Below are 24205 nucleotides of genomic sequence, written 5' to 3' on the forward strand. Positions count from 1 at the left end.
CCTACAGCTCCAGGGGATCAGGATCCACCGCCAGAGCCACACCTCGAGGAAGTTCGTCCCAGAGGGTCGGGCCGGGGGGAAGCGGCAGGGGGGAGCCCACCGGACCGTGGAGCAGCAACTGCCATCGGCTCCGCCCTGCCACCCGTGCCACCGGGGCTGGGGCAGGCCCCAACAACCACCAGCCACGGTCGCGACAGAGAGGACGCACCCGCTCCGCCAGAACCGATGCCGCCGTGGCGGTGGCGCTGGCGGACTCACCGGACAACCGCAGCAGACAGGCGCGGCTGAAGGGCACGAGCGCCGCCTCCCGCCGCAGCTGCACCTCCTGGGCCAGGAAAGCCTCATACCGGCCATCCACCAGGTGGCGAATCACGGGATGGTCAGGGCAGTAGGTCTGCACCAGCACCTGACCGGGGCGTTCGCCCCGCCCAGCACGACCCGCCAGCTGCATCAGCAATTGCAGAGCCTGTTCTGAGGCCCGTAGATCGGGACGGTGCAACAGGCCATCCGCCGCCAGCACCGCCGCCAGCGTCACCTGGGGAAGGTCCATGCCCTTAGCCAACATCTGGGTTCCGATCAACACATCCGCCTTGCCGGAGGCAAAACGATCCAGCAAGCGACGGTGTCCGTCACGACCACCGGTGGAGTCACGGTCGAACCGGAGCAGCCGCAGCCCATCCAATTCCTCATTGAGCAACTCCATGACCTTCTGGGTTCCGGCACCGAAGGGCTTGAAGGCGGTGGACCCGCAATGGGCGCAACGGTTGCCGATCTCATCTCGGTGATCACACCAGTGACAACGCAGCCACTGACGACCACCGGAACCGCGGTGGACCGTGAGCGCCACATCACAGTTCGGGCACATCACCACCTCCCCACAACTACGGCACCCCAAAAAAGGGCTGTAGCCCCGTCGTGGCACGAGGATCACCGCCTGTTCCCCCTTCTCCGGCAGCTCGGCCAATCGATCCATCAGCGGACGACTGATCAGTCGACGGTGTCCTTCGGCGAGCTCATGCCGCATGTCCACCACATGGACAGGAGGCAGAGACTGCTGGGAGATCCGCTGAGTCAGACGTCCCAGACGCAGGGGCCCATCGGGATGCAGTTGCACCCAGCTGTCCAGTGATGGGGTGGCGCTGCCGAGCACCAGGCGCCCACCACCGGCACGAATCCGATCCCAAGCCAGGTCCCTGGCGTGGTAGCAGGGCATCGGTGCGGCCTGTTTATATGAGCTGTCGTGTTCCTCATCCAGCACCACCAACCCCAGTGGCGAGAGGGGAATGAACACTGCTGAGCGTGTTCCCACCACCAGCAGAGGCTGCTCGGGCGCGAGGCAGCGGCGCCACACCTGGAGGCGCTCTCGATCCCGGCAACCGCTGTGATATTCGAGAACCCTGGAGCCGAAGCGACGTCGGCAACGATCCACCAACTGAGGAATCAGGCCGATTTCAGGGGTGAGGATCAACACGTGACGGCCGGCCGCCAACTCCTTCTCCGCCAACTGCAGGTATACCTCGGTCTTGCCCGACCCGGTGATGCCCCAAAGCAGCATCCCCTCTCCATCGGGAACGGCCTCAAAGCGCTGCATCACCTGCTGCTGCTCGCTGGTGAGGGGCCGAGCGGCCTCCAGTGGGGCAACAGACATCACCCCTGTGGAGAGGGGACGCCGATCCCGGCGCACCCAGCCTTTTGTCTCCAAGACCCGGACCATGGATGGGCTGAAGCCCGAGGCTTCCAGCGAGCGCTGCCACAGTCCCGACCCCGCAACATCCAGCGCATTCAGGAGTTGCTGCTGGCGGGACGTGAGAGGCGGAGCGGGCACGGGTGGCTGCAACCGCTCCACCCACAACAGGGCACGACCTTCAGACAGGGTCCGGGCCTGGCCCAGCCAACCGGCGGGTAGGGCTGCTTTCAGCATCCGGAACACACTGAGATGGCAGCGTTCAGCCACACCCTCAAGCCAGAGGCGCCACTGGGGGTCAACGGCAGCTTGCTGCACCAGGCCTTCAACCGCCTGAACCTTGTCCGGCACTGTGGCCCCCAAGGACACGTTGTATCTGGCAACCACCAATCCATGCAGAGGGCGTCCCCTCAGCCGCACCTGCACCAGATCGCCGGCCTGCAATCCAAGTGCTGCATCGGCGCTGTAGGTGAAGGTCCTGCCCTCACGCCCAGCCTCAAGCCAGACCTCAACGAGATCAGGAGGCTTTTCGGAGGGGTTGCAAAGGCCTGAAAACTTCATTAAAGTAGGAATGTTGACTACGTATTGGTCAACGCTGCGCTCGATCCAGCGGGAAGACACGCAGTCTGAAGCCAGGACCTATGGCCTGCCACTTCGACCGGTCTGAGACCACCCCTGACAGCACAGAATCCTGATCCAAGAGACCCCATCAGCGGTCACCTCCACAGCTTTCCATTGATCACGAGCGACGTCCTTTATCGCGGCACTGCCGTCGAGATTTAAATCGCTTTGACTTGCTCAGGTGTCTCGTGTGCACGGGACTCCAGTGGAATTGGTGCTGTTTTTGATCTTCCCCTCTTCACGCTTCATCGACCATGAGCCCTGCCGCCACCAAAACCGCCCAGCCGGACATCGTTCTGCTGGCCAACTCCGAGGGAGAGGTGAGGGAGGTCAAGTCAAACGCTGAAACCAAGAAGGCTCCGGCCCGACGTCGCAGCAGCAAGGCCAGCGCCAAGGATCTGACGGCAGCAGCCGACGAGCTTCTGTCCGCCGCCGACCCCAAGAAGGCTGAGGCCGGCAAAACAAAAGCCAAAGCAGCTCCGAAGGCCAGCACGAAAAAGACCACGGCCAAGGCAGCAACAGCCAAGAAACCTGCTGCCAAGAAAGCCTCAGCAAAGAAAGCCAGCAGCAAGACCAGCGCTGAGACTGATGCGGCACCAGCCAAGGCTGTGGTGGCCAAGCCTGAGATCGTGCTGTCTCCAGAGGAGAAAGCCAAAGCCATTGCCGCTGAGAAGGCAGCGAAGGCCAAGGCGCTGGCCAGCATCAAGATCGGCCCGAAGGGTGTCTACACTGAAGACTCCATTCGGGTATACCTCCAGGAAATCGGCCGTATCCGCCTGCTCCGGCCCGACGAGGAGATTGAGCTGGCTCGGAAAATCGCCGATCTGCTCCACCTTGAAGAGCTCGCCGCTCAATTCGAGAGCGACAACGGCCGGGAACCCGACAAGAAGGAATGGGCGGCTCTGGTGGAGATGCCCCTGATCCGCTTCCGTCGGCGCCTGATGCTCGGACGTCGGGCCAAGGAAAAGATGGTGCAGTCCAACCTGCGCCTGGTGGTGTCCATCGCCAAGAAGTACATGAACCGGGGCTTGAGCTTCCAGGACCTGATCCAGGAGGGCAGCCTCGGCCTGATTCGCGCCGCCGAGAAGTTTGATCACGAGAAGGGCTACAAGTTCTCCACTTACGCAACCTGGTGGATCCGTCAGGCCATCACCCGTGCCATCGCGGATCAATCACGCACCATTCGCCTGCCGGTGCACCTTTACGAGACGATTTCCCGGATCAAGAAAACCACCAAGGTTCTCTCCCAGGAATTCGGTCGTAAGCCTACCGAGGAAGAGATTGCTGAATCGATGGAGATGACTATCGAGAAGCTGCGCTTCATTGCCAAGAGTGCCCAGTTGCCCATCTCCCTGGAAACCCCCATCGGCAAGGAAGAGGACTCCCGCCTCGGAGACTTCATCGAAGCCGACATTGAGAATCCTGAGCAGGACGTGGCCAAGAATCTTCTTCGTGAAGATCTCGAAGGAGTCCTTGCCACCCTCAGCCCCCGCGAACGGGATGTGCTGCGGCTGCGCTACGGCCTGGATGACGGACGGATGAAGACCCTCGAAGAGATCGGTCAGATCTTCGATGTAACCCGCGAACGTATCCGCCAGATCGAAGCCAAGGCCCTGCGCAAACTGCGCCACCCCAACCGCAACGGTGTTCTCAAGGAGTACATCAAGTAAGTCGGGATGGAGCCCATCAGGGTTCCATCCCCGGTAGCAACTTCACCAGTAGCCAGACGCAGAGGATGATCGCCACAAGGACATAGGCCTCGTTCATTGCACGTCCCCAAGCAATCAAAGTCTGGCAGAGCGATCCTTATCACATAAGTACATCTGCACCTACCTTTGCTCCCCTTGCCGCCTTATAAGGGTGAAGAGGGAATTGAGACGCCCTCCTCACACGGAAGAGATCGAACCCTGGCTGAAACCGGGGTTTTTTTCTAGATCAAACGGCGTTACAGACGGGCAGCAAGATCAAGCGCGGCTTAACCCTCAAAACTCTCCGTAAATTCCTGAAACGCGCGTTTCAGGCGCTCCACCGGTGTTTCCTCCAGGGGACACTCCTGGGAGGTCTGGGTTGCATAAGCCTGCAGCAGGAGGCCATCGGGTTCAAGCACTGAGGCCACCGCATGCTTGAACAACACCAGGTTGCTCTGGGGAGTGAGACCATTAAGAAAAGGGGTCAAGGTGAAGCCCTCAGCCTCGCTGTCGCAGCCAAGCACCCGCCTGGGGCGAATCAATTGATAAGCAGGCTGACCGTCTCCATCGGTGGTGATGCGCAACCGTGCCATGAGCAACTCACCACTGCTCAAAAGGAGAAGGCGAATGGTGCCCTCCGACATCAGAGGCAACTGGGGCTCGTCCGACGACCCACCTGTCACGGAGGACGAACTCGACAACGTGGTCTGACGTACACCGTTCACAACTGGACCTGGCATACATCGACGAGCTGGTGGTGACAATGTTACGCAGTCTTCACAGAACCACGATCCACCGCAGCTGCTTCACATTCGCAGATCCGACAGGCCTCGAGTCCGTAATCTGGGCGGCTGATTAGCACTCTCCATGGCTCTCACCGAACTGCGCATCGCCTCACGTCGCAGTCAGCTGGCGATGGTGCAGACCAACTGGGTGAAGGCGGAATTGGAGAAGGCCCACCCTGGACTCACCATCACGGTGGAGGCGATGGCCACGCAGGGGGACAAGATCCTGGATGTGGCCCTGGCCAAGATTGGCGACAAGGGCTTATTCACCAAGGAACTGGAAGCGCAGATGCTGGTGGGACGCGCGGAGATCGCCGTCCATTCTCTGAAGGATCTGCCCACCAACCTGCCTGAAGGCCTGATGCTGGGCTGCATCACTGAACGGGAAGATCCAGCTGATGCTCTGGTGGTGAATGCGAAAAATGCCAACCACAAACTCGACACCCTGCCGGAGGGTGCCGTGGTGGGCACCAGCTCCCTGCGCCGGCTGGCCCAGCTGCGGCATCACTACCCACATCTGAGCTTCAAGGACGTTCGCGGCAACGTGATCACGCGCCTGGAGAAGCTCGACTCAGGCGATTACGACTGCTTGATCCTGGCGGCAGCAGGCTTGGAGCGCCTGGGATTCGGCAACCGGATCCACCAGATCATCCCGGGTGACATCTCTCTTCATGCCGTTGGCCAGGGCGCCCTCGGCATCGAATGCGTGGAAGACAAGCCAGAGGTTCTGGAAATCATCAAGGTGCTGGAGCACACCACCACCTCACGCCGCTGTCTGGCGGAACGCGCCTTCCTGCGAGAGCTGGAGGGGGGCTGCCAGGTGCCGATCGGTGTCAACAGCCAGATCAACAATGAAGAACTCACCCTCACGGGCATGGTGGCCAGCCTGGATGGCAAGCGCCTGATCCGCGATGAGGCCAGTGGTTCCGCTGCTGACCCCGAGTCCATTGGCATCGAGCTGGCTGGCAAACTCAAGCACCAGGGTGCGGGAGCCATCCTCAAGGAAATCTTTGATGAGGTCCGTCCTGAGGCCTGATCAGCTCTGAATGCGCAGAGGTGTCCCCTCCTCAACAACATCGAACAGCTCTCGAATGTGAGCGTTCAGCATGCGTACACACCCAAGGCTGACGGCAGCTCTGCTCCGGACCCAATGAGGCCAAGGGGTCCCATGGATTCCTTAGTCACGGCGACCGTCGTGATGGAAACCGATGTAACGATCGCCGATAGGGCTGGATGCTCCCATCAGCTCGCGCCGCTGTCCGCCCTTGATGGAGAGGTACACGGGATTGACCTGTTTCGACACGATGGTGAATGTTCCCTTCGGGGTCGGCGTCTGGGCATCACCAATGGCGACAGGCCAGGGACCCAGGCGTTGACCGGCACGGATCACACTGATCTGCCGACGCCCCAGATCCAGAACGATCCTGATGTCGGTTGACGTCCGCAGCGCCAGCTCCTGCGCAGCTCCAGGCGCCATCAAGACCATGGGAAGAAACAGTCCAAAGACAACAGCTACACATCGCATCGAGACACGCGAGACTCGCTGGTCTCAAGCTATGTACGGCTGGTTGGTTCAGCCACACGGTTTTGTCCCGGTACGCTGCGTTCAATGACCACGCTGGCCGTACCCACCACAGCCGACAGTTCAGGCCTGCCGCGGTTGCTGGGAGGAACGGAGCGGGAGGCGGCCATGGACCGCCTGAGCGTTAGTTTCAACGCCCTTAGCAGCAGCAAGAGTGCCTTTCTGCGGGCAGCCTGGATCCTGCGACGCCAGGGGGTCCTGGTGGTGCGCCAGGCCGTTCCCCCTCAACCTCTCGAAGCCATCAATGCCGAGTTGAATCAACTGCTGGCGCAGTTGGACGCAGGGCAAACGAAACAACTGGCCTCCAACGCCATCCTCAATCTGCCGAACAAGCGGCGAATCAAGGGGTACGAGAACTTCTTGGATGCTGATCAGGCCGTCATCAACCACCGGGTGAAACGGCCGGATGGCCGCAGCGGCAGCGATTCCGGCATGGTGGACATCTTCCACCCGGAACGGCTCAGCGAAGCTATGGCGCACTGGGTGTCGGCCTGCTTGCAGGAACGCCTGATCAGCCGACTGCTGCTGACCTCATCGCTGCTGCCGATGCGGGTGAAGTGCCGCAACCTTTACGTGAACCGCGGCGTACAGGACACCCGGGGGTATCACTGCGATGGTCGATCGCAGAAGTTCAAGTCCTTTGTGTTCCTGACGGACGTTCGGGACCTCAGCGATGGCCCCTATTGCTACGTCCCGGCCACGCACCGGGATCGATGCTCCTGGAAACGCAGCCGCCAGTTCAATGAGGCCAATGGCCTCAACCGTCATGAATACAGCCAACTGGAGGGGCTTGAAGCGCTGCCGCTGCTGGCCAAGGCCGGAGACATGGTGATCTCCAGCCAGCGTGGTGCCCACCGCGGCCATCCCCAGCACCCGGATGCCAGGCGGGCGGTGCTGGTGAACATGTATCAGCGCTTGCCATGAAAAAGGCGGGGCCTTGCCCCGCCTTGATCCCCTGAGGGTCAGTGGATCCTGTTGAGGATCAGTCCACCAGCTTGGGGTCGATCTCGGCCATGTAGCGCGCTTCGCAGCCCTTGATGATCTCCACCGCTTTCTCGGTGCCGAAGAAACCGTTCACGCTGCAGGTGCCGGGCTTCTTGAGGTCCTTGTAGTGCTCCCAGTAGTAGGTGGTCTCCTTCTTCCAGTGCTCACCAAGGTCCTCGAAGCTCTTGATGTGATCCATACGCTTGTCGTCAGCAAGCACAGCAATCACCTTGTCGTCCACTTCTCCGCCGTCATCGAAGGTCATCACACCGATGATGCGGGCTTCAACGATGGAACCGGGAACCAACGGCTCGGTGACGTTGACGATTTCGATATCAAGGGGGTCACCGTCTTCATCCCAGGTACGGGGAATGCAGCCGTAGGCGAAGGGGTAGGCCAGGGAGGAGTAACCGACACGATCCAGCTTGAGGTGGCCAGTTTCCGTGATCAGCTCGTACTTGTTGATCGTATTGGAGTTGAGCTCCACGATCGTGTTGAGGCGAAGTTCGGCTTCATCAGCGAAGGCCGGCAGCACATGCAGCAGGTTGGGCATGCTGCGGCTGGGAGCCTGATCAAGGTTGGCCATGGATGGCGGACGACAGCGCCGGGATCCTACGGGCAGCCAGACCAATCAATAAGGCAAAGCCCTGCTGGCACGAAATCTCACCTATTTTGGATCTATATCAACTCAATATCGTGCCGCACTGTAGTCATGCTGACTGCGAGGCCTGCACCTTTCCTCTCACGTGCTCCAGGAAAGCCGTGCTGTCCAGCAGACGACCGGTGACCTGGCGCACCAGATCCTCCGCATTCAGAGCCCGTCCCACCGGATGCACGTGCTGCCGCAACCATCCCAGCAGTGGGGTGATGTCACCGCTGGCGACATGGTCCTCGGGGGCACCGATCTCGGAGGTCATCGCCTGGCACAACTGGGCACTGATCAGATGTCCCAGCAAATAGGAGGGGAAGTAGCCGAACAGGCCCTCGCTCCAGTGCACGTCCTGCAGGCAGCCCTCGGCGTCGTTGGCGGGTGTTACGCCCAACAGTTCGCCGTAGCGGCGATTCCACTCCGCCGGCAGATCCGCCACGTCGAGCCCTTGCTCCAGCAGAGCGATCTCGAGATCGGTGCGGATCAGGATGTGGAGCCCGTAGCTGAGCTCATCGGCCTCCACGCGATTCAGGCCCGGCGCCAAAGGGTTCAGAGCCCGCCAGAGATCCTCTGCACCGTCAAGGGGAGCGCCCATCGCGGCGAATTGACGCCACCAACGGTCGGCGAACGGACGGCTGCGGGCCACCCGGTTCTCCCAGAACAGCGACTGGCTCTCGTGCACAGCCATGGACGTCGCCTGGCCGAGCGGCCAGGCAAACCATTGATGGCTCTGGTCCGGCAGACCCTGTTCATACAGGGAATGGCCCCACTCATGGGCCGTCGCCAGAAAACAGGACAGGGGCTGACCTTGCACCACCCGGGTGGTGATGCGGTAGTCGGCAGGCCCCAGGGTGATGGAAAAGGGATGGGGCGAACGCGCCACACAGGTGATCGCGGGATTACGCCCCCAGCTGTTGAGCAGCGCGTCGCACAGCTGCTGCTGGGCTGGCTCCGGCAGATCCCAGCTGGCGGTCCGGGAACGGGGGCTAGAGGCGGTTTCAGCGACCAAATCTGGCAGTGCTTCTCGCAGGGGAGCAAACACCTCCTGCAGCCGCTTGAGACTGAGGTCTGGCTCAAACGGCTGGGCCAGGGTCTCCCAGCAGGATCGGGGCTCGGCCAGTTGACGGGCCTGTTCCTGGCGCAGCTGGATCAGGCGCTGCAGGGCTGGCGCGAACTGAGAGAAGTCCGAGGCAGACCGCGCCTGTTGCCACAGGTTGTATCCGCTTGCTTTGGCGGTTGCGAGGGCAGACACCAGAGCGGGATCCAGCGATTGCTGGCGGCGCAGATCCTCCTCCAACAAATCGAGGTTGCGACCCCGCGGGCCAAGATCATCGGTCTCTGTCTGCTGGTTCCACTCCTCTCGCGCCGCTTGCACAAGGTCGGCGTACTGCGTGGAGCTCTGCCGGGCATGCAACTGGGTCGCCATCAGTGACAGCTGCTCGCCACGCCAGGCCGCACCACCAATGGGCATGCGGGTGTTCTGATCCCAATACAGCGTGCTCTGAATCGAACCGATGATCTGGGTTTCCCGGAGATGCTCACCGAGACGACTCCAGGCCGGTGATGCGGGCAGCATCCGATTCAGTTCGTTTCTCCACGGACCTTAACGAGATCCACCGGAACAGAACTGGCAGGGAACCCTTCTCTCGAGCCATCCTGAAGCTGTCGCGTCCGAACCAGCATGCGCCGACTGCTGATGTCCACGACCCTGGCTCTGGCCCTCCCCCTGGCGCTGTGGCCGCTCAAATTGATCTACCGCCAGCCGGCGGCCAAACCCTGATCAGCGGGCCTCGTCGTCAGCGACCTGATCGGCACTGGCGTCTTCCCCCTCCGCATCGGACTGGTTCTGACGCAGTCGCTTCAGCCAGCGGCCATAGGCAACGGTGCGGTCATCGTCACTGCCATCGGTGACGCGCTCGGAGAACCCTTCAAACGGTGGTGTCGATCGTTCCTGCACAGGGACAACGGGGATTTCACCGCATTGTGCGCTGGAGTGAACAATGCGTTTCCGCAGGCCACGAAATCCGCATACCGCAGCATCAACGGGAGGGGGTCTCGAGACGACACCGCTGCCGCTCGTCGCAGAGGCTGCCCAGATCAGGCCGGCGTGTGAGCTGCAGCCGACGGGCCGCCCAGATGCCGTACAACCAGTCGACAACAGCTGAAAGGACGGGCCAACGGGTGGGGGCGTACAACCAGCCCAACCCAATCAGCCGATAAGCCTCGCGGAACACAGCAACATCACGCACCACCTCACCGGAGGCGGTGATGGCATGGATGCGACCCATGGCCTCTTCGTAGCTGATGCCCTGATGGGACTCAGGGTCGTAGTCCAGGGAATCGATATCAACAAAGCCCAGGGCGCCCCGGCGATCGCGTCCCCTGAGAAAGGTCACCTCACGCACGCACAACGGGCAGCCTCCGTCGAACAGCACGGTGAGCTCAGGAGAAGCAGACCTTGTCATTCCCGCTTGCAGTAACCGCCACCCACGTTGATCCATTGCGCTGGGCAATCGCGACCCTGACGGGGCTTCAGCCGCTCGACACGACGACCAAAACTGCAACAGCGGCCATTGCGGGTGTCGGCGTAACCGATGGGACAGTCTTCATTCAGCCTTGGCACCACACGCTGAGCAGCGGCAGGCACTGGCTCCAGCAACAGCAGAGCAATAACAATGACGAAACCCAGCAGCGCGATGGTGGAACAACCAACAGAACGCACTACAAACTTAAGGAGCTCAGCGTTCAGCTTCTGCCATGGCCTTGCAGCAGGTTCTGCATCAGCTCGAGCTGGCCACCCAGGGCCAGGGTTTCACGCGATTGGATCGCCAGATCAACCAATGGCTTCTTGGCACCGGGCTCTGGCAGGGAATGCTGCATCTCAGCTGCCTTCACACCAGCTGCAGCCTCACAATCAATGAAAACGCTGATCCACGCGTTCTGAACGATCTCGCCGACTGGATGGCAGACATCGTTCCCGAGTCCCGTCGCTACAGCCATGACGACGAGGGAGCCGACGACATGCCGGCCCACATCCGCACAGCGCTCACCGCTCAGACCCTGAGCCTCAGCGTTGACGCCGGCCAGCTGGTGTTGGGCACTTGGCAGGCGGTCTACCTCTGGGAGCACCGACGCCGTCCCCATCAACGGCGCGTGCTGTGTCAATTCCTTGGGGAACCAGCTGCAATGGAGACAACAAGCAAAACCCTGAACCAGCAGATCCAGGCACGCCACGACCCCGAGGCCTGGGCTGCCGATGGAGGAATCGAAACGGAGGTGGACTTGTTGGTGGACCAACTGCACGACCTGGCGGACACCTGATCGACATCGGCCGAAACTGGCGGTGACTGTCGTGGATGATCGCCATGCCCACCCTGCTCTCAGCGGACCAACGGCAGACGCTGCCGGCGACGCTGCCGCACTGGACCGTTCATGAGCAGTCCATCAGCCGGGAGCTGGTGTTCAACGATTTCAACGAAGCCTTCGGTTTCATGAGCCGGGTGGCCCTGTTGGCGGAGGGTCGCAACCACCACCCCAACTGGAGCAACGTCTATAACCGCGTGTCGATCACCCTCTCCACCCACGATCTGGGGGGGCTGAGCGATCTCGATGTCGAGCTGGCTGCAGCGATCGATCAACTGCTGCCAGCATGACCGGAGAGGTCTTGATCGCATGACGACCGCACCCGTCGCCTCCGGCACACCCGTAACCATTCTGAGCGGCTTTCTGGGGGCGGGGAAAACCACCCTGCTGAACCACATCCTCAGCAATCAGCAGGGGGTGAAAACCGCTGTTCTGGTGAATGAATTCGGCGAGATCGGCATCGACAACGATCTGATCGTGTCCACCGGGGAAGAAATGGTGGAACTCAGCAACGGCTGCATCTGTTGCTCGATCAACGGCGAACTGATGGAGTCCGTTGAGCGGATTCTGGAGCGCCCTGAGCCCCTGGATTACATCGTTGTTGAAACCACCGGACTGGCTGATCCACTGCCCGTGGCCATGACCTTTCTCGGCAGTGAGCTGAGGGACTCAACTCGTCTCGACTCGATCATCACCTTGATTGATGCGGAGAATTTCGAGGTGGGCCTGCTGGACTCCGAGATTGGACGGGCTCAGGTGATCTATGGCGACATCCTGCTGCTGAACAAATGCGATCTCGTCGCTGAAGAGCGGCTGGCGGAGGTGGAAGCGGAATTACGGGCCGTCAAAAACGATGCCCGCATCCTGCGGTCGGTGAAGGGGGATGTGCCCCTGGCCCTGCTGCTGAGTGTCGGCCTGTTCGAATCCGACAAGGTGGCCACGCCTGTGGAGGACCCAAGCCTCGACCACAGCGACTGTGATCACGACCATGGCCACTGCAGCCATGACCATGACCATGACCATGACCACAGCGACGGGCATCACCACAGCCATGGGCATGACCACGATCACACCCATGGGCATGACCACAGCCATGGGGAAGACTCGGATCATCTGGCCATCGAAGGGTTCACGTCCCTGTCCTTCCAGAGCGATGGTCCCTTCTCCCTGCGCAAATTCCAGAACTTCCTGGACAACCAGATGCCCCAGGAGGTGTTCAGGGCGAAGGGGATTCTCTGGTTCAACGAAAGCGAGCGACGCCACGTGTTTCACCTCGCTGGCAAGCGCTTCTCCATCGACGACACCGACTGGACAGGCGATCGCAAGAATCAATTGGTGCTGATTGGTCGCAACATCGACCACACCACCCTGCGCCAGCAGCTGAACGCCTGCGTGGCAAAAGATGCCGGCAAGGGATTTTCCTAACCCAGCGAGATCAAGGCAACCGCACTAAGGTGTCGCCATGGAGAACACCCTCATGGCCGAACCGATCACGCTGTTGGCGTTGCTCGTGATCGTCGGTCTGCTGCTTCTGTTGCAGGATTCCGACGATGACAACAGCGGTGGCGGACTCAGAGAGCCGGTTCTGATCCCTGTGAGGGTGCGCGATCAACAGCGTCGATAGGCCCAATTTCAAAGCCCACTCCGATCCCCTGCCAACGGCGGGGGATTTTTTTTGCACGTTGTGTCACCTCGATCGCCCTGAGCGCAGACCACCCATCGCTATTGCGTATCATTCTCAAAACCAAAAAGAAGCGAATGCTTTTCATTCTCAACAAGCTCGTCAAGTTACGACGTACCGTCTCTGCGCTGGTGCTGGCCATCGGCGCCCTGCTCGGCGCCTGCAGCGGCCCGGAGACAACCAGCCAGATCGGCGTCTACTCAGGCCGTCACTACAACAGCGACAAAGACCTCTATGAGCGCTTCACCGAGGCCACCGGCATTCAAGTGAAGCTGCTGGAAGCCAAGGACGACGCTCTGATCGAACGGCTCAACACCGAGGGAGATGACTCCCCCGCCGATGTCTTGATCCTGGCGGATGTGGCCCGGCTCGACCGGGCCGCCGGCATGAATCTGTTCCAGACGGTCGACTCCGATGCCCTCAACCAGGCGGTGCCCCGCGATCTGCGTGACAGCGAGGGACGCTGGTTCGGCCTCACCCGTCGCCTGCGGGCCCCGATGTTCAACGCTGACCGCGTCAACGCCGAGCAGGTGAGCAGTTATGGGGCGCTGGCCGACCCCAGCCTCAAAGGCAAGCTCTGCCTACGCAACCGCCGCAGTGTCTACAACCAGTCCCTGGTGGCCTTCATGCTGGATGAACAGGGGCAGGCCGCTACGGAGGACTGGATCAAAGGCATAGTGAACAACCTGGCGGAACCGGTTTTCAGCAGCGACACGCCGATGATCCGAGCTGTCGCCCAGGGGCAGTGCGGTGTCGCCCTGGCCAACAGCTACTACCTGGGCCGGATGCAGGCCGGCGACAAAGGGGAAGCCGACAGGAGCCTGTCGGGCAAGGTGACCGTGCGCTGGCCCGATCCCGTGCACGTGAACATCACCGGCGGTGGTGTCACCCGTGCCAGCCGCAACCCCGAGGCAGCGCAACGTCTGCTGGAATTTCTCAGCTCGGATCAGGCCCAGGGTGGCTACGCCGCGGCAAACCACGAATATCCACTCAAAGGAATCGGGGAAGACCCGGTGCTGCAGGCTTGGGGGCCCTTCAACCAGGCCAAGGTGTCCGCTGAGCGTCTTGGCGAGCTGAACGCGCAAGCGCTCGAGCTGATGGCCGCCAACGGTTGGCAATGAGCCGTCGTCTGCTGACGCTGCTGGCCTCTGCCCTGGCACTGCTGGCCCTCTGGCCTCTGCTGCAGTTGCTGAGTCAGGGGCTGCAGGGTCTGCAGCAAGGGCTGGTGCAGCTTGGGCCGGATGGCGGACGTCAGATCCGCGGAACTCTCCTGCTGCTCTTGGGCAGTGCCCTGGGGGGCACGGTGATCGGCACCGCCAACGGATGGCTGCTGATCAACTGCCGTTTTCCTGGACGGCGCTGGTTGCGCATCGCCCAGCTGATCCCCCTGGCAACCCCCGCTTATTTGCTGTCCGCCACCCTGGTGGATCTCGGCAGCCGCGCCGGTTGGCGCATTCATGGTCTGGGCTGGGGCATCGCCGTGATGGCCCTCGCCACCTACCCCTACGTGTTTCTGCTGAGCACGGAAAGTTTTGGCATGAGCGGCAGACGCCAACTGGAGGCCTGCCGCAGCATGGGCATTGGTCCCTGGTCCGCCTTCCGGCGCGTGGCGCTGCCCATCGCCATGCCCGCGATCGGTGCCGGTGTGGCCCTGATGGGAATGGAGATCGTCAACGAGCTGGGGGCTGTGCAGCTGCTGGGGATCCCCAGCCTGTCGGCCGGCATCCTGGACGCCTGGCAATCGAACAGTGATCCCACCGCCGCCATCAGCCTGGCTCTGGTCACGCTGGTGATCGTGCTGGGCCTGGTGGTGGGGGAACGTCGGCTGCGCCGTCGCAGCCGACGCTGGAGTGATGGCGTCGCCGGCGGTGATGCCACCGCCTGGCCCCTGCACGGAAGCCGGGCCCTGGCCGCCCAGCTGCTGGGGCTGATCCCACCAACCCTCAGCCTTGGGATCCCTCTGGTCTGGGCCCTCGCCAATCTTGACCAGCTGGGCAGCAGCTTCCGCGACGACCTGCTGCCCCTCAGCCTGCGCAGCCTGCTACTTGGGGTGAGTGCCGCCCTGCTGGCCATGGCGGCAGCCTTGCTGCTGGCGATTGCCAAACGCTGGAGCTCGGCCGTTTGGCTGCGCAGCCTCACCTTTCTGGCCGGCATTGGCTACGCCATCCCCGGCACAGTGCTGGCCCTGGCACTCCTGCTGACCGGTGCGCCCTGGCAACTCGCTCCGCTGCTGTTGCTGCTCTGGGGCTATAGCGACCGCTTTCTGGCAGTGGCGAAGGGCGGCCTCGATGCCGCCCTGGAACGGATCAGTCCCAACCTCGATGAAGCCGCCACAGGCTTGGGTTTCAACTGGCAGCAGGTGTTGCGCAGGGTCCATTTGCCGTTGCTGCGGGGTCCGATGACCGTTGGGCTGCTGCTGGTGTTTGTGGACACCGTGAAGGAATTGCCCCTCACCTTTGCGCTGCGCCCCTTCGACTTCGACACGCTGTCGGTGCGGGTGTATCAGTACGCCAGCGACGAGCGGCTGGCGGCGGCACTGCTGCCGGCCCTGATGATCCTGACGCTTGGTTTGGTAGCGGCGATGGCCCTGGTGCCGAGCCTGGATCAGGCCTCCAGCAAAGGCTGACCGTTGCTGCGCTGAATCGCCACAACCCCCGGGCGCGGCGGTCGTGCCGGTGCCTGCCCCGGCCAGTTGGACCCCAGCGGCACCGTGCGCAGCTGCTGGAAGACGCCGCCGTCACGATCCACCAGCTCATGGGCCTGAATCTCCTCATCCCCCTGGGAGCGGCTGCCGTTCACCTCACCGGGATGCTGCACCGCCAGAAACAGAGAGGCCTCGGCCTGATCCAGACAGACCCCGGTGACCTCACACTCCATCGGCCCTGTGGCAAAGCAGGCCGCCTGTTCCTCTCCGTTGCCGCTCCTGGGAACGAACCAGCAGCTGTTGTTGCCGAACACATCGCCCGCTGACGCCTTCATCGATCGGTCGGTGACGATCCAGAGGTTGCCCTTGCTGTCGAGGGCAACGTTGTCGGGATTGGTGAATCCAAGGCCACCGGCCCATGGGGTTCCTCCGGTGACCGCCATGCGCCAGGTGAATCCGTTCTCGCCGGACTCACTCAGGCGCATCACCCAGCCATTGGCCCAGCTGCTCTGACCCTCCGGCCCCTTGAATACCGCGGGATCGGCACCCCCTGTGCTGCCGGGGGATCCGGAGGTGAACGCGATCAGCAGATCTCCGCTGAGCGGATCGATCTTGGTGTCCTCCGGACGGGCGGTTGGGGTGGCCCCGATGGCGCTGGCCGCCAGGTGGGCATCCACCAAGATCGCCCCCTGCAGAGCCTCTCCTTCGCCGCGGTACAGATCCGACAGGGTGGCGAACCGACGGCAGTAGTCCTCAACAGCGGCGTCCTCCCGGAACAGTTCCGCGCCTGCCTGGCTGCGATCACGGTGGGGTAATTCCACTGGACAGCCGAGATCCGCATCGCTGAAGCGGCTGGGCCGGAAGGGATCGACCACCGACTCGGGTGTCACCGCCAGCCATTCACCGCTGCCGTCGGCACGGAACCGCGCCACCTGCAGCTCACCGGCTTCAAACAGGCGGGAATTCCGCTTGTCCTGCACCGTCTCAACGCGTTCTGCACTGACGAAGCGATACAGATGCCCGCCGCGGCGGTCACAGCCGGAATACACCTGAAGCGGCTTGCCGGCTTCGGCCCGCACCGCCACGGCTTCATGGCGAAAGCGACCCAGGGCCGTGTGTTTCACCGCAGTTTGGTCAGCCGAAGTGGGATCCACCTCCACCATCCAGCCGTACTTGTTGCCGGCCAGTCCGTAGACGTTGCCAAGCCCCCCCAGTTTTCCGTCCTTGCAGACAAACGGCCGCTCCGACGGCGGCGCCGCGCTGCCATCGGCATAGACCGGTTCCGGCACCTGGGATTGAAAATTCTCCTCAGCGCTGAGCACAGTCCCCCAGGGCGTGGTGCCGCCACCGCAGTTGGCAAACGTGCCAACGATCCTGTCGCCGAGGCCGTCGTCATAGCCCTGCCGGTTGCTGGCCCGGAACACTGCCGCAGCTGGACCCGTGCTGAGCAGCTGCTGCTCCGGCTCATCCAGTCCGCTGATGCCCGTGATGCGTCGATCCTGGGGGGCTTGGGCCCGTTTCCAGCGGCCCTGACCATCCCGCTCCAGGGTCATCACCCCGATTCCGAGGTCGGTCATCGCTTCATCCGCGACTGTGCGGATCTGCTGCAGGCGGCGGTCACCGGCCGGCAGCGCCGTGCAGTCGATGACGCCATCGCTGCTCTGGAGGGCCGACACAAGAGCGGCAAAGGGCAGGGGTCGACCCACCACCTCGGCAAAGCCCTGCACCCAGGGCACGGCACTGATGTATTCGAAATTGACCGTCATCGACGCCCGATCCGGTGCGTGCTGCACAAAACCGAGGTGATCGTTGTTGAACCCGAAGCGGCTGTCGCCGAGGCGATCACCCCAGGCCGCCAGCAGTTGCGACTGAAACCCTTCCGGAACCGTCAGCCGGTCCTCCACCGCCAGCTCCCGGTAGGTGGACTGCTGTTCGCTGGCCTGGAGCCCATCACTGTTCACCGGCAGGGGCACCCGAACCGGCTGAAAGGGGAATCCTTTGACAACACCGCTGCTGTTGCCACTTGGAGCGACGCAGCCCGACAGTCCCTTGGCCGTCAACACGCCGACTCCGCCGAGACCGAGCAGGGAAAGCACGGAACGTCGGCGCATCGTTCAGACCTCAATCGGTGCAGGCGGTGGTGCGGCGTGGACTCAGCACCGCAACCCAGTTTGACTGAAGCCGCTTGAAGTTGTCATCGCTGGCTAACACCAGGGTCTGTCGTCCATCCGACAGCACAGGCCCCAACGCCATGGCTTCCCAGTTGTCCGGCGGCAGACCGGCCTCAAGCAGGTCCCAGCCGATGATCGGCTGCAACGGCGGCCCCTGGTGCTCAGGCAAGGCGAACAGCTGAAGCCTGGCCGTCCATTGATCAGGGGGCGCAAACCCCCGCCGCAGACCCAGCAGCTGCTGACGGGTTGGCAGGGCCAGCAGCTCCGTCAGTCCGTCATGGCGGCCAGCGGCACCCACATCGAGGGCCCCAGCGGTGCGGAGCGCATCCCCAGGTGCGCGTCGCATCAGGCTGATCCCTTCCTCGGTTTGGTGCTGGAGCAACGGCGCCTCCGCCGCCAGCAGAAGATCGCCGGGGGCAAGGGCCGTGAGCGATTCCGGACCTTTGTTGGAGCCCAGGCCCTGCCCTGGGGTGGCCCGCCAGGCCTGGGGCAACGGCAGCTCCTGCTGCAGCTGACCGCTGGCGAGATCAATGCGGATCAACCGGGCGCGACGGTCCTGCGAGCGGCGTCCCTCACTGGCGATCCAGGCCTGCCGTCCCTCGATCACCAAGCCCTCCCCATCGAACCCCTCCGGCAGGGGCTGGCCATCGCCTCTCCTCAGCAGCAGCCTGCGACCCGGTCGCAGCGTGTCGCGTTGACCCTCGAGCCATTGCTCCAATCCCCCCCAGGGCACCAGATGGCCAATCGGTGCATCGCTGAGCAACCAGAGACGGTCCTGCTTGGGCTGGTAGGCCGCTGCTGAGAAGCCACCCAGGGGGCGGCCATCGGCAAGGGTCCTGGGCAACGCGATCGTGCGCACCAGCTCCCAGCCGGCCTCCAGCGGACAGGGCAGGGGCAGGTCCATGGCGGTCAGGGCGCAGGGTGCAACCGTTGCATTAGGGCCTGATCGGCAGCAAGCACAGCGGCCGCCAGCAGGTCCGCCACCGTGGAGATCACCCGGTAGCTCAGCACCACCGCCAGGAGGGAGGCCTCATCAACGCTGGACCCCAGGCGCAACAGAAGCGTGGCTTCAAACACCCCCAGTCCTCCGGGTGCTCCAGGCACCACCAATCCCACCGCATAGGCCAGGGCAAAGCCGGCCAGCCACTGGGGCACCGCCGGGGGCATCAGATCAAAGGCCGCCAGGCAACAGGCAAATCCGGCGAAACGGATCAGCACGAACACCACCTGAGCTGCCAAGGGCCACCAGGGGGCTCCGCCGCGGCCACTGCCATCCACCGGCAGATCTCCGCTGACCGCCGTCTGCAACTGAGCGGCCTTGGAGCGTTCCAGTCGTTGCAGCACCGGCTCCCGCAGGCGCGGCAGCAGCAGCACCAGCGACGGGAGCGGTGCCAGCAGCAAAAGACCGTCCTGCCATCCCCCCGCCAGCAACAACAGCGACGCGGCCGCCACAATCAGCAGTGGATCCAGGATCACTCCCGCCAGAGCGGGGCCTGCGCCCATGGCGGGTCGCAGCACGCGCACCCGTTCCACCAGATGCCAGATGCCCCCCGGCAGGTACTTGAGCAGATTGCTGCGTACAAACAACGGCACCAGCGCCAGACCAGGCGGTCGCTGCCCCAGCCAGTCCAGCAGCACCCGCCAGGCCAAGCCGTTGATCAGGATGCTGAGGCAGGTGAGGCCGAGGCCCAGCAGCAGCAACCACCAACCAGTTGATTCGAGATTGATCTGCCGCAGCTGCTCCCCCTGATGCACCAGGGCCACAGCGAAGAAGGCCAGGCTGGCCAGGGTGATCCACAGCTTTGGTTTCAGCAGGGATCGGATCACCACGTCCAGGGCTCCTCACTCTCGAAGCTTGCCGCCTGGGCCGCAGCCCTCAGATCAGCAACAGAACAACCACTGGCCTGGCTGAGCCGCTGAAGCGCATCAGCCTCCGGCTTCACCGTGCAATGACCATCCGGGCGGCGGACCTGCTTGGCCGTCAACACACCCCAGGGGGTGGAGAGGGTTCCGGCACGACGGGGCAGCAGCCAGCGCCCCTGTTGCCGCTCCCGCAAACCGATGCTGGGACCGGCTTCAAACCAGGTCCGTCGCAGTTGCGGGGCCTGCTCGGTTGACACCAGAGCCGTGACCGCAACTCCAGCGCGGCCCTTCTTCATCAGCAGAGATTGACAGGCCACATCTAGGGCACCGGCCTGGCGCAATCGATCCAGCAGCCAGGCGATGTCTTCCGCCGAGGCATCATCGATCCAGGCCTCCTGCACCACCAGCGGCTGCCAACGGGCCTCGAGATCGAGCGTTGCACTTTCCCCCTGCCCCAGGCACAGCCTCACCAGGTTGGGCCGATCCAGGCGGCGGTGACCCAGGCCGATGCCGATGGCAGAAGGGGTGAACAAAGGTGGCGCCGTGAAGCGCTCGGCCAGGACAGACACCAGCGCCAGACCGGTGGGTGTGGTGAGCTCTCCCTCCGGCAGCGATGGGTCGTGCCGCAGCGGCACCTGATGGGCACGGGCCAACTCAAGCACCGCCGGCACCGGCACTGGCAGCAGACCATGGGCGGTGGTGACGCTGCCGTGACCCGCCGGTGGCGGGGCGCAGCTGATCCGATGCGGAGCCAGGTGATGGATGGCTGCGCAGACCCCCACCACATCCACCAGGGCATCGATGGCGCCCACCTCATGGAAATGCACCGACTCGGGGGTCTGGGCATGGACCGTGGCCTCCGCTTCGGCCAGAGCCGTGAACACCGCCAGCACCGTCTGCAGGAGCTTGGGCTCAAGGGAGGAGTTCTGCAGGCGGTCGCGGATCTCCGCCCAGTGGCGATGAGGTGGGTCAGGCTCCAGCCCGACAACATTGAGGCGACGCCCCCGCAGGCCACCGCTGCGGGTCTCCTCCACGTCCAGGCGCACCATATCTTTCAGCCCAAGCCGCGCCAGGGGAGCCTTGATCACCTCAAGCGGAACCCCAAGGTCGAGAAGAGCCGCCAACAGCATGTCGCCGGCCAATCCGGTCGGACAGTCGATATGCAGCGATCCAGCGGTCGAGTCCGGGGTCATCGCCCCAGTCGGGGTGCCGAGCTCAATAACTGGTCGGCTCTCTGGCTGAGGTCAGCCTGATCACGCCGCAGCAGCTGCTCGATTTCGCGACGGGCGCGACGCTGTTCCCGCTGGGCCGTGGCGACGTCGTGGCCCGAAAGCCCCCAGAGCTGCCCAAGCAGAGCCCTGTCATCAGCGCCACCACGGGCTTTGCCGTAAACCACTGTTTCCGCTGCGATCCCGGCCTGCAGCACACGACTCCAGCGGCGCAGATCCTCCAGGGGCATGCGGACGCTGTTCGGCACAGGAAACTCAGTGGCACCTCTGCTGCGCAACCCTGCCTGCAGGCAGGCCAGGGTGCCCACCAGCACCCGTTGCACCGGCATTTGCTCCTGCTCGGCGATCAGCAGATGACCGGCTTCATGAACGGCAATCCGCCGCAGCCGCCCCTCACCCCCCGGCAAGGCCTCCGCCAGCACATGCCCCCCCATGCCCTGCCAGCTGGCGGCATCAACGCTGAGCATGACCAGGCCACCGCCAACGGCAACCACAATCCAGGCCGGCGACAGGCCCAGCACCGGTCCGAAGGCTCCAAGCCCCGTGATGGCAGCCACCACCAGACCCGCCCGAAGCGTTCCGGTCGAACCCTCACCAGCGGGTGCCATCAGCCGCGACTTCGAGCAGGGGCACGCCCCCGCGAGCCGCGGGACTTGCCGCCCCGGGTGGGCATCGGAGCGATCACCTCATGGGATTCGAGATGAAGCTGCTGCCCCTGTCGGCGCACATCCAGGCTGACGAAATGCCGCAGGTGCTCGAGGGGCAGCTCACCTTTGACCTGCAACTTGAAGGGCAGTGGCCGGCTGCCATCGGCACGGGGCTGCTGGCGCACCTTCACCACCAGCTCACCGGTCTCCGGTTTGGTGAAAATCAGTTCACCGCGAATTGAGAAGTAGTCGTCGCCCTCAGGCAGGCAATCATCAAGATCGGGTTGATCGGGAGACAACGTGCTCGGCTCCCAGATTCCGGCGATCTGGAGATGAAGTTGGTCGTTGTCTCGGGAGCGGGGGTACACCACCCAAAGGTGGGGCTGTTCCATGGCCAGATGGCGCCGCATCAACGTGAGCACTCGGCCGAGCACCACCGTCTCCACCTCACCGCCTTCGGCATCGATCAGCGTGCCCCGGGTGAGCTGGTCATCGTCGCTGGGTTTGTAGAGCCCACGAACCACCCCAATGGCCCGGTATTGCTGCGGTTCGGTGACCGGGGGAATGGGGTGGTCGCGCATTGAGACGGTGCTCGTCAAATCAAAAGCCCATGTAAGGACTGTAGCCAGCCCCCGTGGATGACCTCAGAATGCCCACATCAACAGGCCATCCATGCAGCGGGCCCGTCGAGGTGTGATGTGGGCCCTGCTGATCGGCGCCGCTGTGGCCAGCGGATGGGTCGCTGCATTGACGCTGGCCCCACAGACCTCGGCCACCGGCAGCAGGACGGTGGTGGACGACGAGGTCAGCCAGCTGCTGAATGCCAAGCAACGGCGAGAACTCAACGCAGGGGAACGGGAGCGCTTGCTGGAACGACTCCTGCTTTTAGATCGGTTGGAGGACGCCAAGCTGCTGTTGCAGCAATGGCTGAATCAACAACCCCATTCCCTGCCCCTGGGGCTGTTGATGGCAGACCTTCACCGCCGCTCCGGCTTCCCTGAAGCAGCCCGGCGGGAGCTGGAGCAACTGCTGCGGCTGCATCCTTCGAATCAAGAGCTGCTGCAGCTGGCCGTTCTGGTGGACCTCCAGGAGGGACATGGGCAGACCGCACTTAAACGTCTCATGGCCCAATTCGCTCTACGACCGGAGGGGCAGCGCCTGGAACTCGGACTCCTACTCGCGGATCTGCATCGTCAGCTCGACCAATCCAAAGCAGCCGCTGATCTCTATCAGCAACTCGCGAAGGAATCAGCTGAAGACGTAAGAGCTGTGATCGCCCTGGCGATGTTGCACCAGGAACAGGGCAATGCCGCCCAGGTGCAGCGGTGGCTCGAACAGGCTCGGCTGCGCAGGGGTAACAACGATCGACCAGACCCCCTGATCGACGACCTGGCCTATCGGTGGGGGCTGAGGGCGGCCCGCGTCAGGGCTGAGCAGCAGCGTTCTGAGGTTCCTGCTCCAACGCCTTGAGCGCAGCATCGATAGCGTCGGATGGCGGGGTTGCGTCGTCCATTGCACCGGCCCGCTGGATGCGGTTGATCAGATCCATCGGATTGGTGGCATCCAGAATCGCGCCGGAATCCCCACCCGGACTGGTGCTGAAGATCTCCCGCTCCTCACGGTTTTGAAATCCGCCGTCCACCTGGGCCGACACCGGAGTCACCAGTGACGCCAGGCACGTCACGGAGATCAGAAGTGGAACCGCAGAGCGGAACGGCATGGTGGAAGGGTTATTGCGGCGATGCTAAGGGTCCTTCTGGGAACAACAAACAACCGTGCGGATTGCCACCTGGAACGTCAATTCAGTGCGCACCCGCCTTGAGCAAGTGTTGTGCTGGCTTGAGCAAACCAAGCCAGATCTGCTCTGCCTGCAGGAGACCAAGGTCGACGATCCTCTGTTTCCTATGCAGGCCTTCGAGAACGCTGGGTGGCAGGTCAGCATCCATGGCCAGAAGTCGTACAACGGAGTGGCGTTGGTCAGCCGCGAGCCCCTCGAAGATGTCCGCTGCGGTTTCGTTGGTGAGCTCCCTGACGATGCCGAAGCCGCAACCCTGGGGGAACAGAGGCGCGTGATCAGTGGCCTGCTGGATGGGGTGCGGGTGCTGAATCTCTACGTACCGAATGGTTCGAGCTTGTCTTCAGAAAAATATCCCTACAAGTTGACCTGGCTTGGATGCCTGAAGCGCTACTTGGACGCCCAGGCCGAACGAGGGGAACCGCTGTGCATGGTGGGGGACTTCAACATCGCCCTCGAGGCAAGGGACATCCACGACCCCGATCGCCTCAGCGGCTCGGTCATGGCGAGCGATGCGGAACGGGATGCCTTGCGCGAAGCCCTGGGGAACCGCCTCCAAGACGCCTTCAGAATGTTCGAGCCCGACGCCGGCCACTGGAGCTGGTGGGACTACCGCACCGGGGCCTGGGATCGAGATCGTGGCTGGCGCATCGATCACATCTACCTCTGTGAGGAGCTGATGGGGCTCGCCCGCAGCTGCAGCATCCACAAACAGCTGCGTGGCAACGTTCAACCCAGTGATCATGCGCCAGTAAGCGTTGATCTGGACTGGCCTCCTGCTGACGACGACCAAGACGAGGACGATCAGCTGTTTTGAGA

General features: G+C 63.1%; 25 protein-coding genes and 1 pseudogene. 11 read left to right on the forward strand and 15 right to left on the reverse strand.

Annotated features, from left to right (window positions below; all coding sequences use genetic code 11):
* Position 1 precedes the first annotated feature (1 nt).
* A complete protein-coding gene (gene priA, locus TX72_RS08980) occupies positions 2–2245 on the reverse strand; it encodes a replication restart helicase PriA (protein ID WP_011128642.1) in 2244 nt (747 codons plus the stop codon).
* A gap of 314 nt (positions 2246–2559) precedes the next feature.
* Here priA and rpoD point away from each other — a divergent pair, with 314 nt between their 5' ends.
* Positions 2560–3975: an RNA polymerase sigma factor RpoD gene (gene rpoD, locus TX72_RS08985; RefSeq protein WP_011128643.1), complete on the forward strand. Its 1416-nt coding sequence runs from the start codon at positions 2560–2562 to the stop codon at positions 3973–3975.
* Between the two features lie 305 nt (positions 3976–4280).
* Here rpoD and TX72_RS08990 read toward each other — a convergent pair whose 3' ends face one another.
* On the reverse strand, positions 4281–4733 hold the full coding sequence (locus TX72_RS08990; protein WP_011128644.1) for a DUF6561 domain-containing protein: 453 nt from the start codon (positions 4731–4733) through the stop codon (positions 4281–4283).
* 127 nt (positions 4734–4860) lie between these two features.
* On the opposite strand from TX72_RS08990, the gene hemC reads away from it, so the two are divergent.
* Entirely contained in the window at positions 4861–5814 is a 954-nt protein-coding gene (gene hemC, locus TX72_RS08995) for a hydroxymethylbilane synthase (protein WP_011128645.1), read from the forward strand.
* Here hemC and TX72_RS09000 read toward each other — a convergent pair.
* A pseudogene (locus TX72_RS09000) lies at positions 5815–6303 on the reverse strand (L,D-transpeptidase). It lies immediately after the preceding gene.
* An 84-nt stretch (positions 6304–6387) separates the two neighbouring features.
* Between TX72_RS09000 and TX72_RS09005 the strand changes: the two are divergent.
* Positions 6388–7284: a phytanoyl-CoA dioxygenase family protein gene (locus TX72_RS09005; RefSeq protein WP_011128647.1), complete on the forward strand. Its 897-nt coding sequence runs from the start codon at positions 6388–6390 to the stop codon at positions 7282–7284.
* 58 nt (positions 7285–7342) lie between these two features.
* Here TX72_RS09005 and TX72_RS09010 read toward each other — a convergent pair whose 3' ends face one another.
* The 5 genes from TX72_RS09010 to TX72_RS09025 form a co-directional block, all read right to left on the reverse strand.
* Positions 7343–7930 carry an inorganic diphosphatase gene (locus tag TX72_RS09010; protein WP_011128648.1) on the reverse strand — a complete coding sequence of 196 codons (588 nt, stop codon included), beginning with the start codon at positions 7928–7930 and terminating at the stop codon, positions 7343–7345.
* A 124-nt stretch (positions 7931–8054) separates the two neighbouring features.
* Positions 8055–9569 (reverse strand): carboxypeptidase M32, encoded by a 1515-nt coding sequence (locus tag TX72_RS09015; protein ID WP_011128649.1) that lies wholly within the window; start codon positions 9567–9569, stop codon positions 8055–8057.
* 204 nt (positions 9570–9773) lie between these two features.
* Complete coding sequence (locus TX72_RS14260; RefSeq protein WP_011128650.1) at positions 9774–9950, reverse strand: hypothetical protein; 177 nt, start codon at positions 9948–9950, stop codon at positions 9774–9776.
* Between the two features lie 82 nt (positions 9951–10032).
* The gene (locus TX72_RS09020; RefSeq protein ID WP_011128651.1) at positions 10033–10458 is read right to left on the reverse strand and encodes a thiol-disulfide oxidoreductase DCC family protein; all 426 of its coding nucleotides are present in this window, start codon (positions 10456–10458) and stop codon (positions 10033–10035) included.
* Positions 10455–10715: a hypothetical protein gene (locus TX72_RS09025; RefSeq protein WP_011128652.1), complete on the reverse strand. Its 261-nt coding sequence runs from the start codon at positions 10713–10715 to the stop codon at positions 10455–10457. The genes TX72_RS09020 and TX72_RS09025 overlap by 4 nt, the downstream gene beginning before the upstream one ends.
* Before the next feature lie 35 nt (positions 10716–10750).
* Between TX72_RS09025 and TX72_RS09030 the strand changes: the two genes are divergently transcribed.
* From TX72_RS09030 to TX72_RS09050, 6 genes are all read left to right on the forward strand, one after another.
* A complete protein-coding gene (locus tag TX72_RS09030; protein WP_011128653.1) occupies positions 10751–11314 on the forward strand; it encodes a secondary thiamine-phosphate synthase enzyme YjbQ in 564 nt (187 codons plus the stop codon).
* Between the two features lie 35 nt (positions 11315–11349).
* The gene (locus tag TX72_RS09035) at positions 11350–11646 is read left to right on the forward strand and encodes a 4a-hydroxytetrahydrobiopterin dehydratase (RefSeq protein ID WP_011128654.1); all 297 of its coding nucleotides are present in this window, start codon (positions 11350–11352) and stop codon (positions 11644–11646) included.
* Positions 11647–11665: 19 nt separating this feature from the next.
* Complete coding sequence (locus TX72_RS09040) at positions 11666–12781, forward strand: CobW family GTP-binding protein (RefSeq protein ID WP_011128655.1); 1116 nt, start codon at positions 11666–11668, stop codon at positions 12779–12781.
* 37 nt (positions 12782–12818) lie between these two features.
* On the forward strand, positions 12819–12980 hold the full coding sequence (locus tag TX72_RS14500) for a hypothetical protein (protein WP_011128656.1): 162 nt from the start codon (positions 12819–12821) through the stop codon (positions 12978–12980).
* 134 nt (positions 12981–13114) lie between these two features.
* Positions 13115–14158: an extracellular solute-binding protein gene (locus tag TX72_RS09045; protein ID WP_011128657.1), complete on the forward strand. Its 1044-nt coding sequence runs from the start codon at positions 13115–13117 to the stop codon at positions 14156–14158.
* Positions 14155–15663: an ABC transporter permease gene (locus TX72_RS09050; RefSeq protein ID WP_011128658.1), complete on the forward strand. Its 1509-nt coding sequence runs from the start codon at positions 14155–14157 to the stop codon at positions 15661–15663. Before TX72_RS09045 ends, TX72_RS09050 begins: the two co-directional genes overlap by 4 nt.
* Here the strand turns inward: TX72_RS09050 and TX72_RS09055 are convergent.
* Genes TX72_RS09055 through patR form a run of 6 tightly spaced genes read right to left on the reverse strand, consistent with a single transcriptional unit; the run spans position 15642 to position 22172 of the window.
* Positions 15642–17792 carry a PhoX family protein gene (locus tag TX72_RS09055; RefSeq protein WP_011128659.1) on the reverse strand — a complete coding sequence of 717 codons (2151 nt, stop codon included), beginning with the start codon at positions 17790–17792 and terminating at the stop codon, positions 15642–15644. The two genes, TX72_RS09050 and TX72_RS09055, sit on opposite strands and share 22 nt — an antisense overlap.
* Positions 17793–17802: 10 nt before the next feature.
* On the reverse strand, positions 17803–18756 hold the full coding sequence (locus tag TX72_RS09060; protein ID WP_011128660.1) for an esterase-like activity of phytase family protein: 954 nt from the start codon (positions 18754–18756) through the stop codon (positions 17803–17805).
* A 5-nt stretch (positions 18757–18761) separates the two neighbouring features.
* A complete protein-coding gene (locus TX72_RS09065) occupies positions 18762–19682 on the reverse strand; it encodes a lysylphosphatidylglycerol synthase domain-containing protein (RefSeq protein WP_011128661.1) in 921 nt (306 codons plus the stop codon).
* Entirely contained in the window at positions 19676–20908 is a 1233-nt protein-coding gene (gene larC / locus TX72_RS09070; protein ID WP_011128662.1) for a nickel pincer cofactor biosynthesis protein LarC, read from the reverse strand. Before larC ends, TX72_RS09065 begins: the two co-directional genes overlap by 7 nt.
* A complete protein-coding gene (locus TX72_RS09075; RefSeq protein ID WP_011128663.1) occupies positions 20905–21552 on the reverse strand; it encodes a hypothetical protein in 648 nt (215 codons plus the stop codon). Before TX72_RS09075 ends, larC begins: the two co-directional genes overlap by 4 nt.
* A complete protein-coding gene (patR, locus tag TX72_RS09080) occupies positions 21552–22172 on the reverse strand; it encodes a heterocyst master regulator PatR (RefSeq protein ID WP_011128664.1) in 621 nt (206 codons plus the stop codon). Before patR ends, TX72_RS09075 begins: the two co-directional genes overlap by 1 nt.
* 91 nt (positions 22173–22263) lie before the next feature.
* On the opposite strand from patR, the gene TX72_RS09085 reads away from it, so the two are divergent.
* Positions 22264–23061, forward strand: a complete 798-nt coding sequence (locus TX72_RS09085; protein ID WP_011128665.1) for a tetratricopeptide repeat protein — start codon at positions 22264–22266, stop codon at positions 23059–23061.
* Here the strand turns inward: TX72_RS09085 and TX72_RS09090 are convergent.
* A complete protein-coding gene (locus tag TX72_RS09090; protein ID WP_011128666.1) occupies positions 23015–23311 on the reverse strand; it encodes a hypothetical protein in 297 nt (98 codons plus the stop codon). The two genes, TX72_RS09085 and TX72_RS09090, sit on opposite strands and share 47 nt — an antisense overlap.
* Positions 23312–23366: 55 nt before the next feature.
* Here TX72_RS09090 and xth point away from each other — a divergent pair, with 55 nt between their 5' ends.
* Positions 23367–24203, forward strand: a complete 837-nt coding sequence (gene xth / locus TX72_RS09095) for an exodeoxyribonuclease III (RefSeq protein ID WP_011128667.1) — start codon at positions 23367–23369, stop codon at positions 24201–24203.
* The last annotated feature ends 2 nt before the right edge of the window (positions 24204–24205 follow it).

Origin of the sequence: Parasynechococcus marenigrum WH 8102, from assembly GCF_000195975.1 — a bacterium.
In the GTDB taxonomy this organism is placed as follows: Bacteria; Cyanobacteriota; Cyanobacteriia; order PCC-6307; family Cyanobiaceae; genus Parasynechococcus; species Parasynechococcus marisnigri.

Excerpts from the sequence above, each read along its gene's own strand:
- patR (WP_011128664.1), bottom strand. The coding sequence starts at position 22,172 with ATGCGCGACCACCCCATTCCCCCGGTCACCGAACCGCAGCAATACCGG.
- TX72_RS09015 (WP_011128649.1), bottom strand. The coding sequence starts at position 9,569 with ATGCTGCCCGCATCACCGGCCTGGAGTCGTCTCGGTGAGCATCTCCGG.
- TX72_RS09090 (WP_011128666.1), bottom strand. The coding sequence starts at position 23,311 with ATGCCGTTCCGCTCTGCGGTTCCACTTCTGATCTCCGTGACGTGCCTG.
- rpoD (WP_011128643.1), top strand. The coding sequence starts at position 2,560 with ATGAGCCCTGCCGCCACCAAAACCGCCCAGCCGGACATCGTTCTGCTG.
- TX72_RS09075 (WP_011128663.1), bottom strand. The coding sequence starts at position 21,552 with ATGGCACCCGCTGGTGAGGGTTCGACCGGAACGCTTCGGGCGGGTCTG.
- TX72_RS09055 (WP_011128659.1), bottom strand. The coding sequence starts at position 17,792 with ATGCGCCGACGTTCCGTGCTTTCCCTGCTCGGTCTCGGCGGAGTCGGC.
- hemC (WP_011128645.1), top strand. The coding sequence starts at position 4,861 with ATGGCTCTCACCGAACTGCGCATCGCCTCACGTCGCAGTCAGCTGGCG.
- TX72_RS09020 (WP_011128651.1), bottom strand. The coding sequence starts at position 10,458 with ATGACAAGGTCTGCTTCTCCTGAGCTCACCGTGCTGTTCGACGGAGGC.
- priA (WP_011128642.1), bottom strand. The coding sequence starts at position 2,245 with ATGAAGTTTTCAGGCCTTTGCAACCCCTCCGAAAAGCCTCCTGATCTC.
- TX72_RS09030 (WP_011128653.1), top strand. The coding sequence starts at position 10,751 with ATGGCCTTGCAGCAGGTTCTGCATCAGCTCGAGCTGGCCACCCAGGGC.
- larC (WP_011128662.1), bottom strand. The coding sequence starts at position 20,908 with ATGACCCCGGACTCGACCGCTGGATCGCTGCATATCGACTGTCCGACC.
- TX72_RS09085 (WP_011128665.1), top strand. The coding sequence starts at position 22,264 with ATGCAGCGGGCCCGTCGAGGTGTGATGTGGGCCCTGCTGATCGGCGCC.
- TX72_RS09010 (WP_011128648.1), bottom strand. The coding sequence starts at position 7,930 with ATGGCCAACCTTGATCAGGCTCCCAGCCGCAGCATGCCCAACCTGCTG.
- TX72_RS09045 (WP_011128657.1), top strand. The coding sequence starts at position 13,115 with ATGCTTTTCATTCTCAACAAGCTCGTCAAGTTACGACGTACCGTCTCT.
- TX72_RS09005 (WP_011128647.1), top strand. The coding sequence starts at position 6,388 with ATGACCACGCTGGCCGTACCCACCACAGCCGACAGTTCAGGCCTGCCG.
- TX72_RS09035 (WP_011128654.1), top strand. The coding sequence starts at position 11,350 with ATGATCGCCATGCCCACCCTGCTCTCAGCGGACCAACGGCAGACGCTG.
- TX72_RS08990 (WP_011128644.1), bottom strand. The coding sequence starts at position 4,733 with ATGCCAGGTCCAGTTGTGAACGGTGTACGTCAGACCACGTTGTCGAGT.
- TX72_RS14500 (WP_011128656.1), top strand. The coding sequence starts at position 12,819 with ATGGAGAACACCCTCATGGCCGAACCGATCACGCTGTTGGCGTTGCTC.
- TX72_RS09040 (WP_011128655.1), top strand. The coding sequence starts at position 11,666 with ATGACGACCGCACCCGTCGCCTCCGGCACACCCGTAACCATTCTGAGC.
- TX72_RS09060 (WP_011128660.1), bottom strand. The coding sequence starts at position 18,756 with ATGGACCTGCCCCTGCCCTGTCCGCTGGAGGCCGGCTGGGAGCTGGTG.
- TX72_RS09050 (WP_011128658.1), top strand. The coding sequence starts at position 14,155 with ATGAGCCGTCGTCTGCTGACGCTGCTGGCCTCTGCCCTGGCACTGCTG.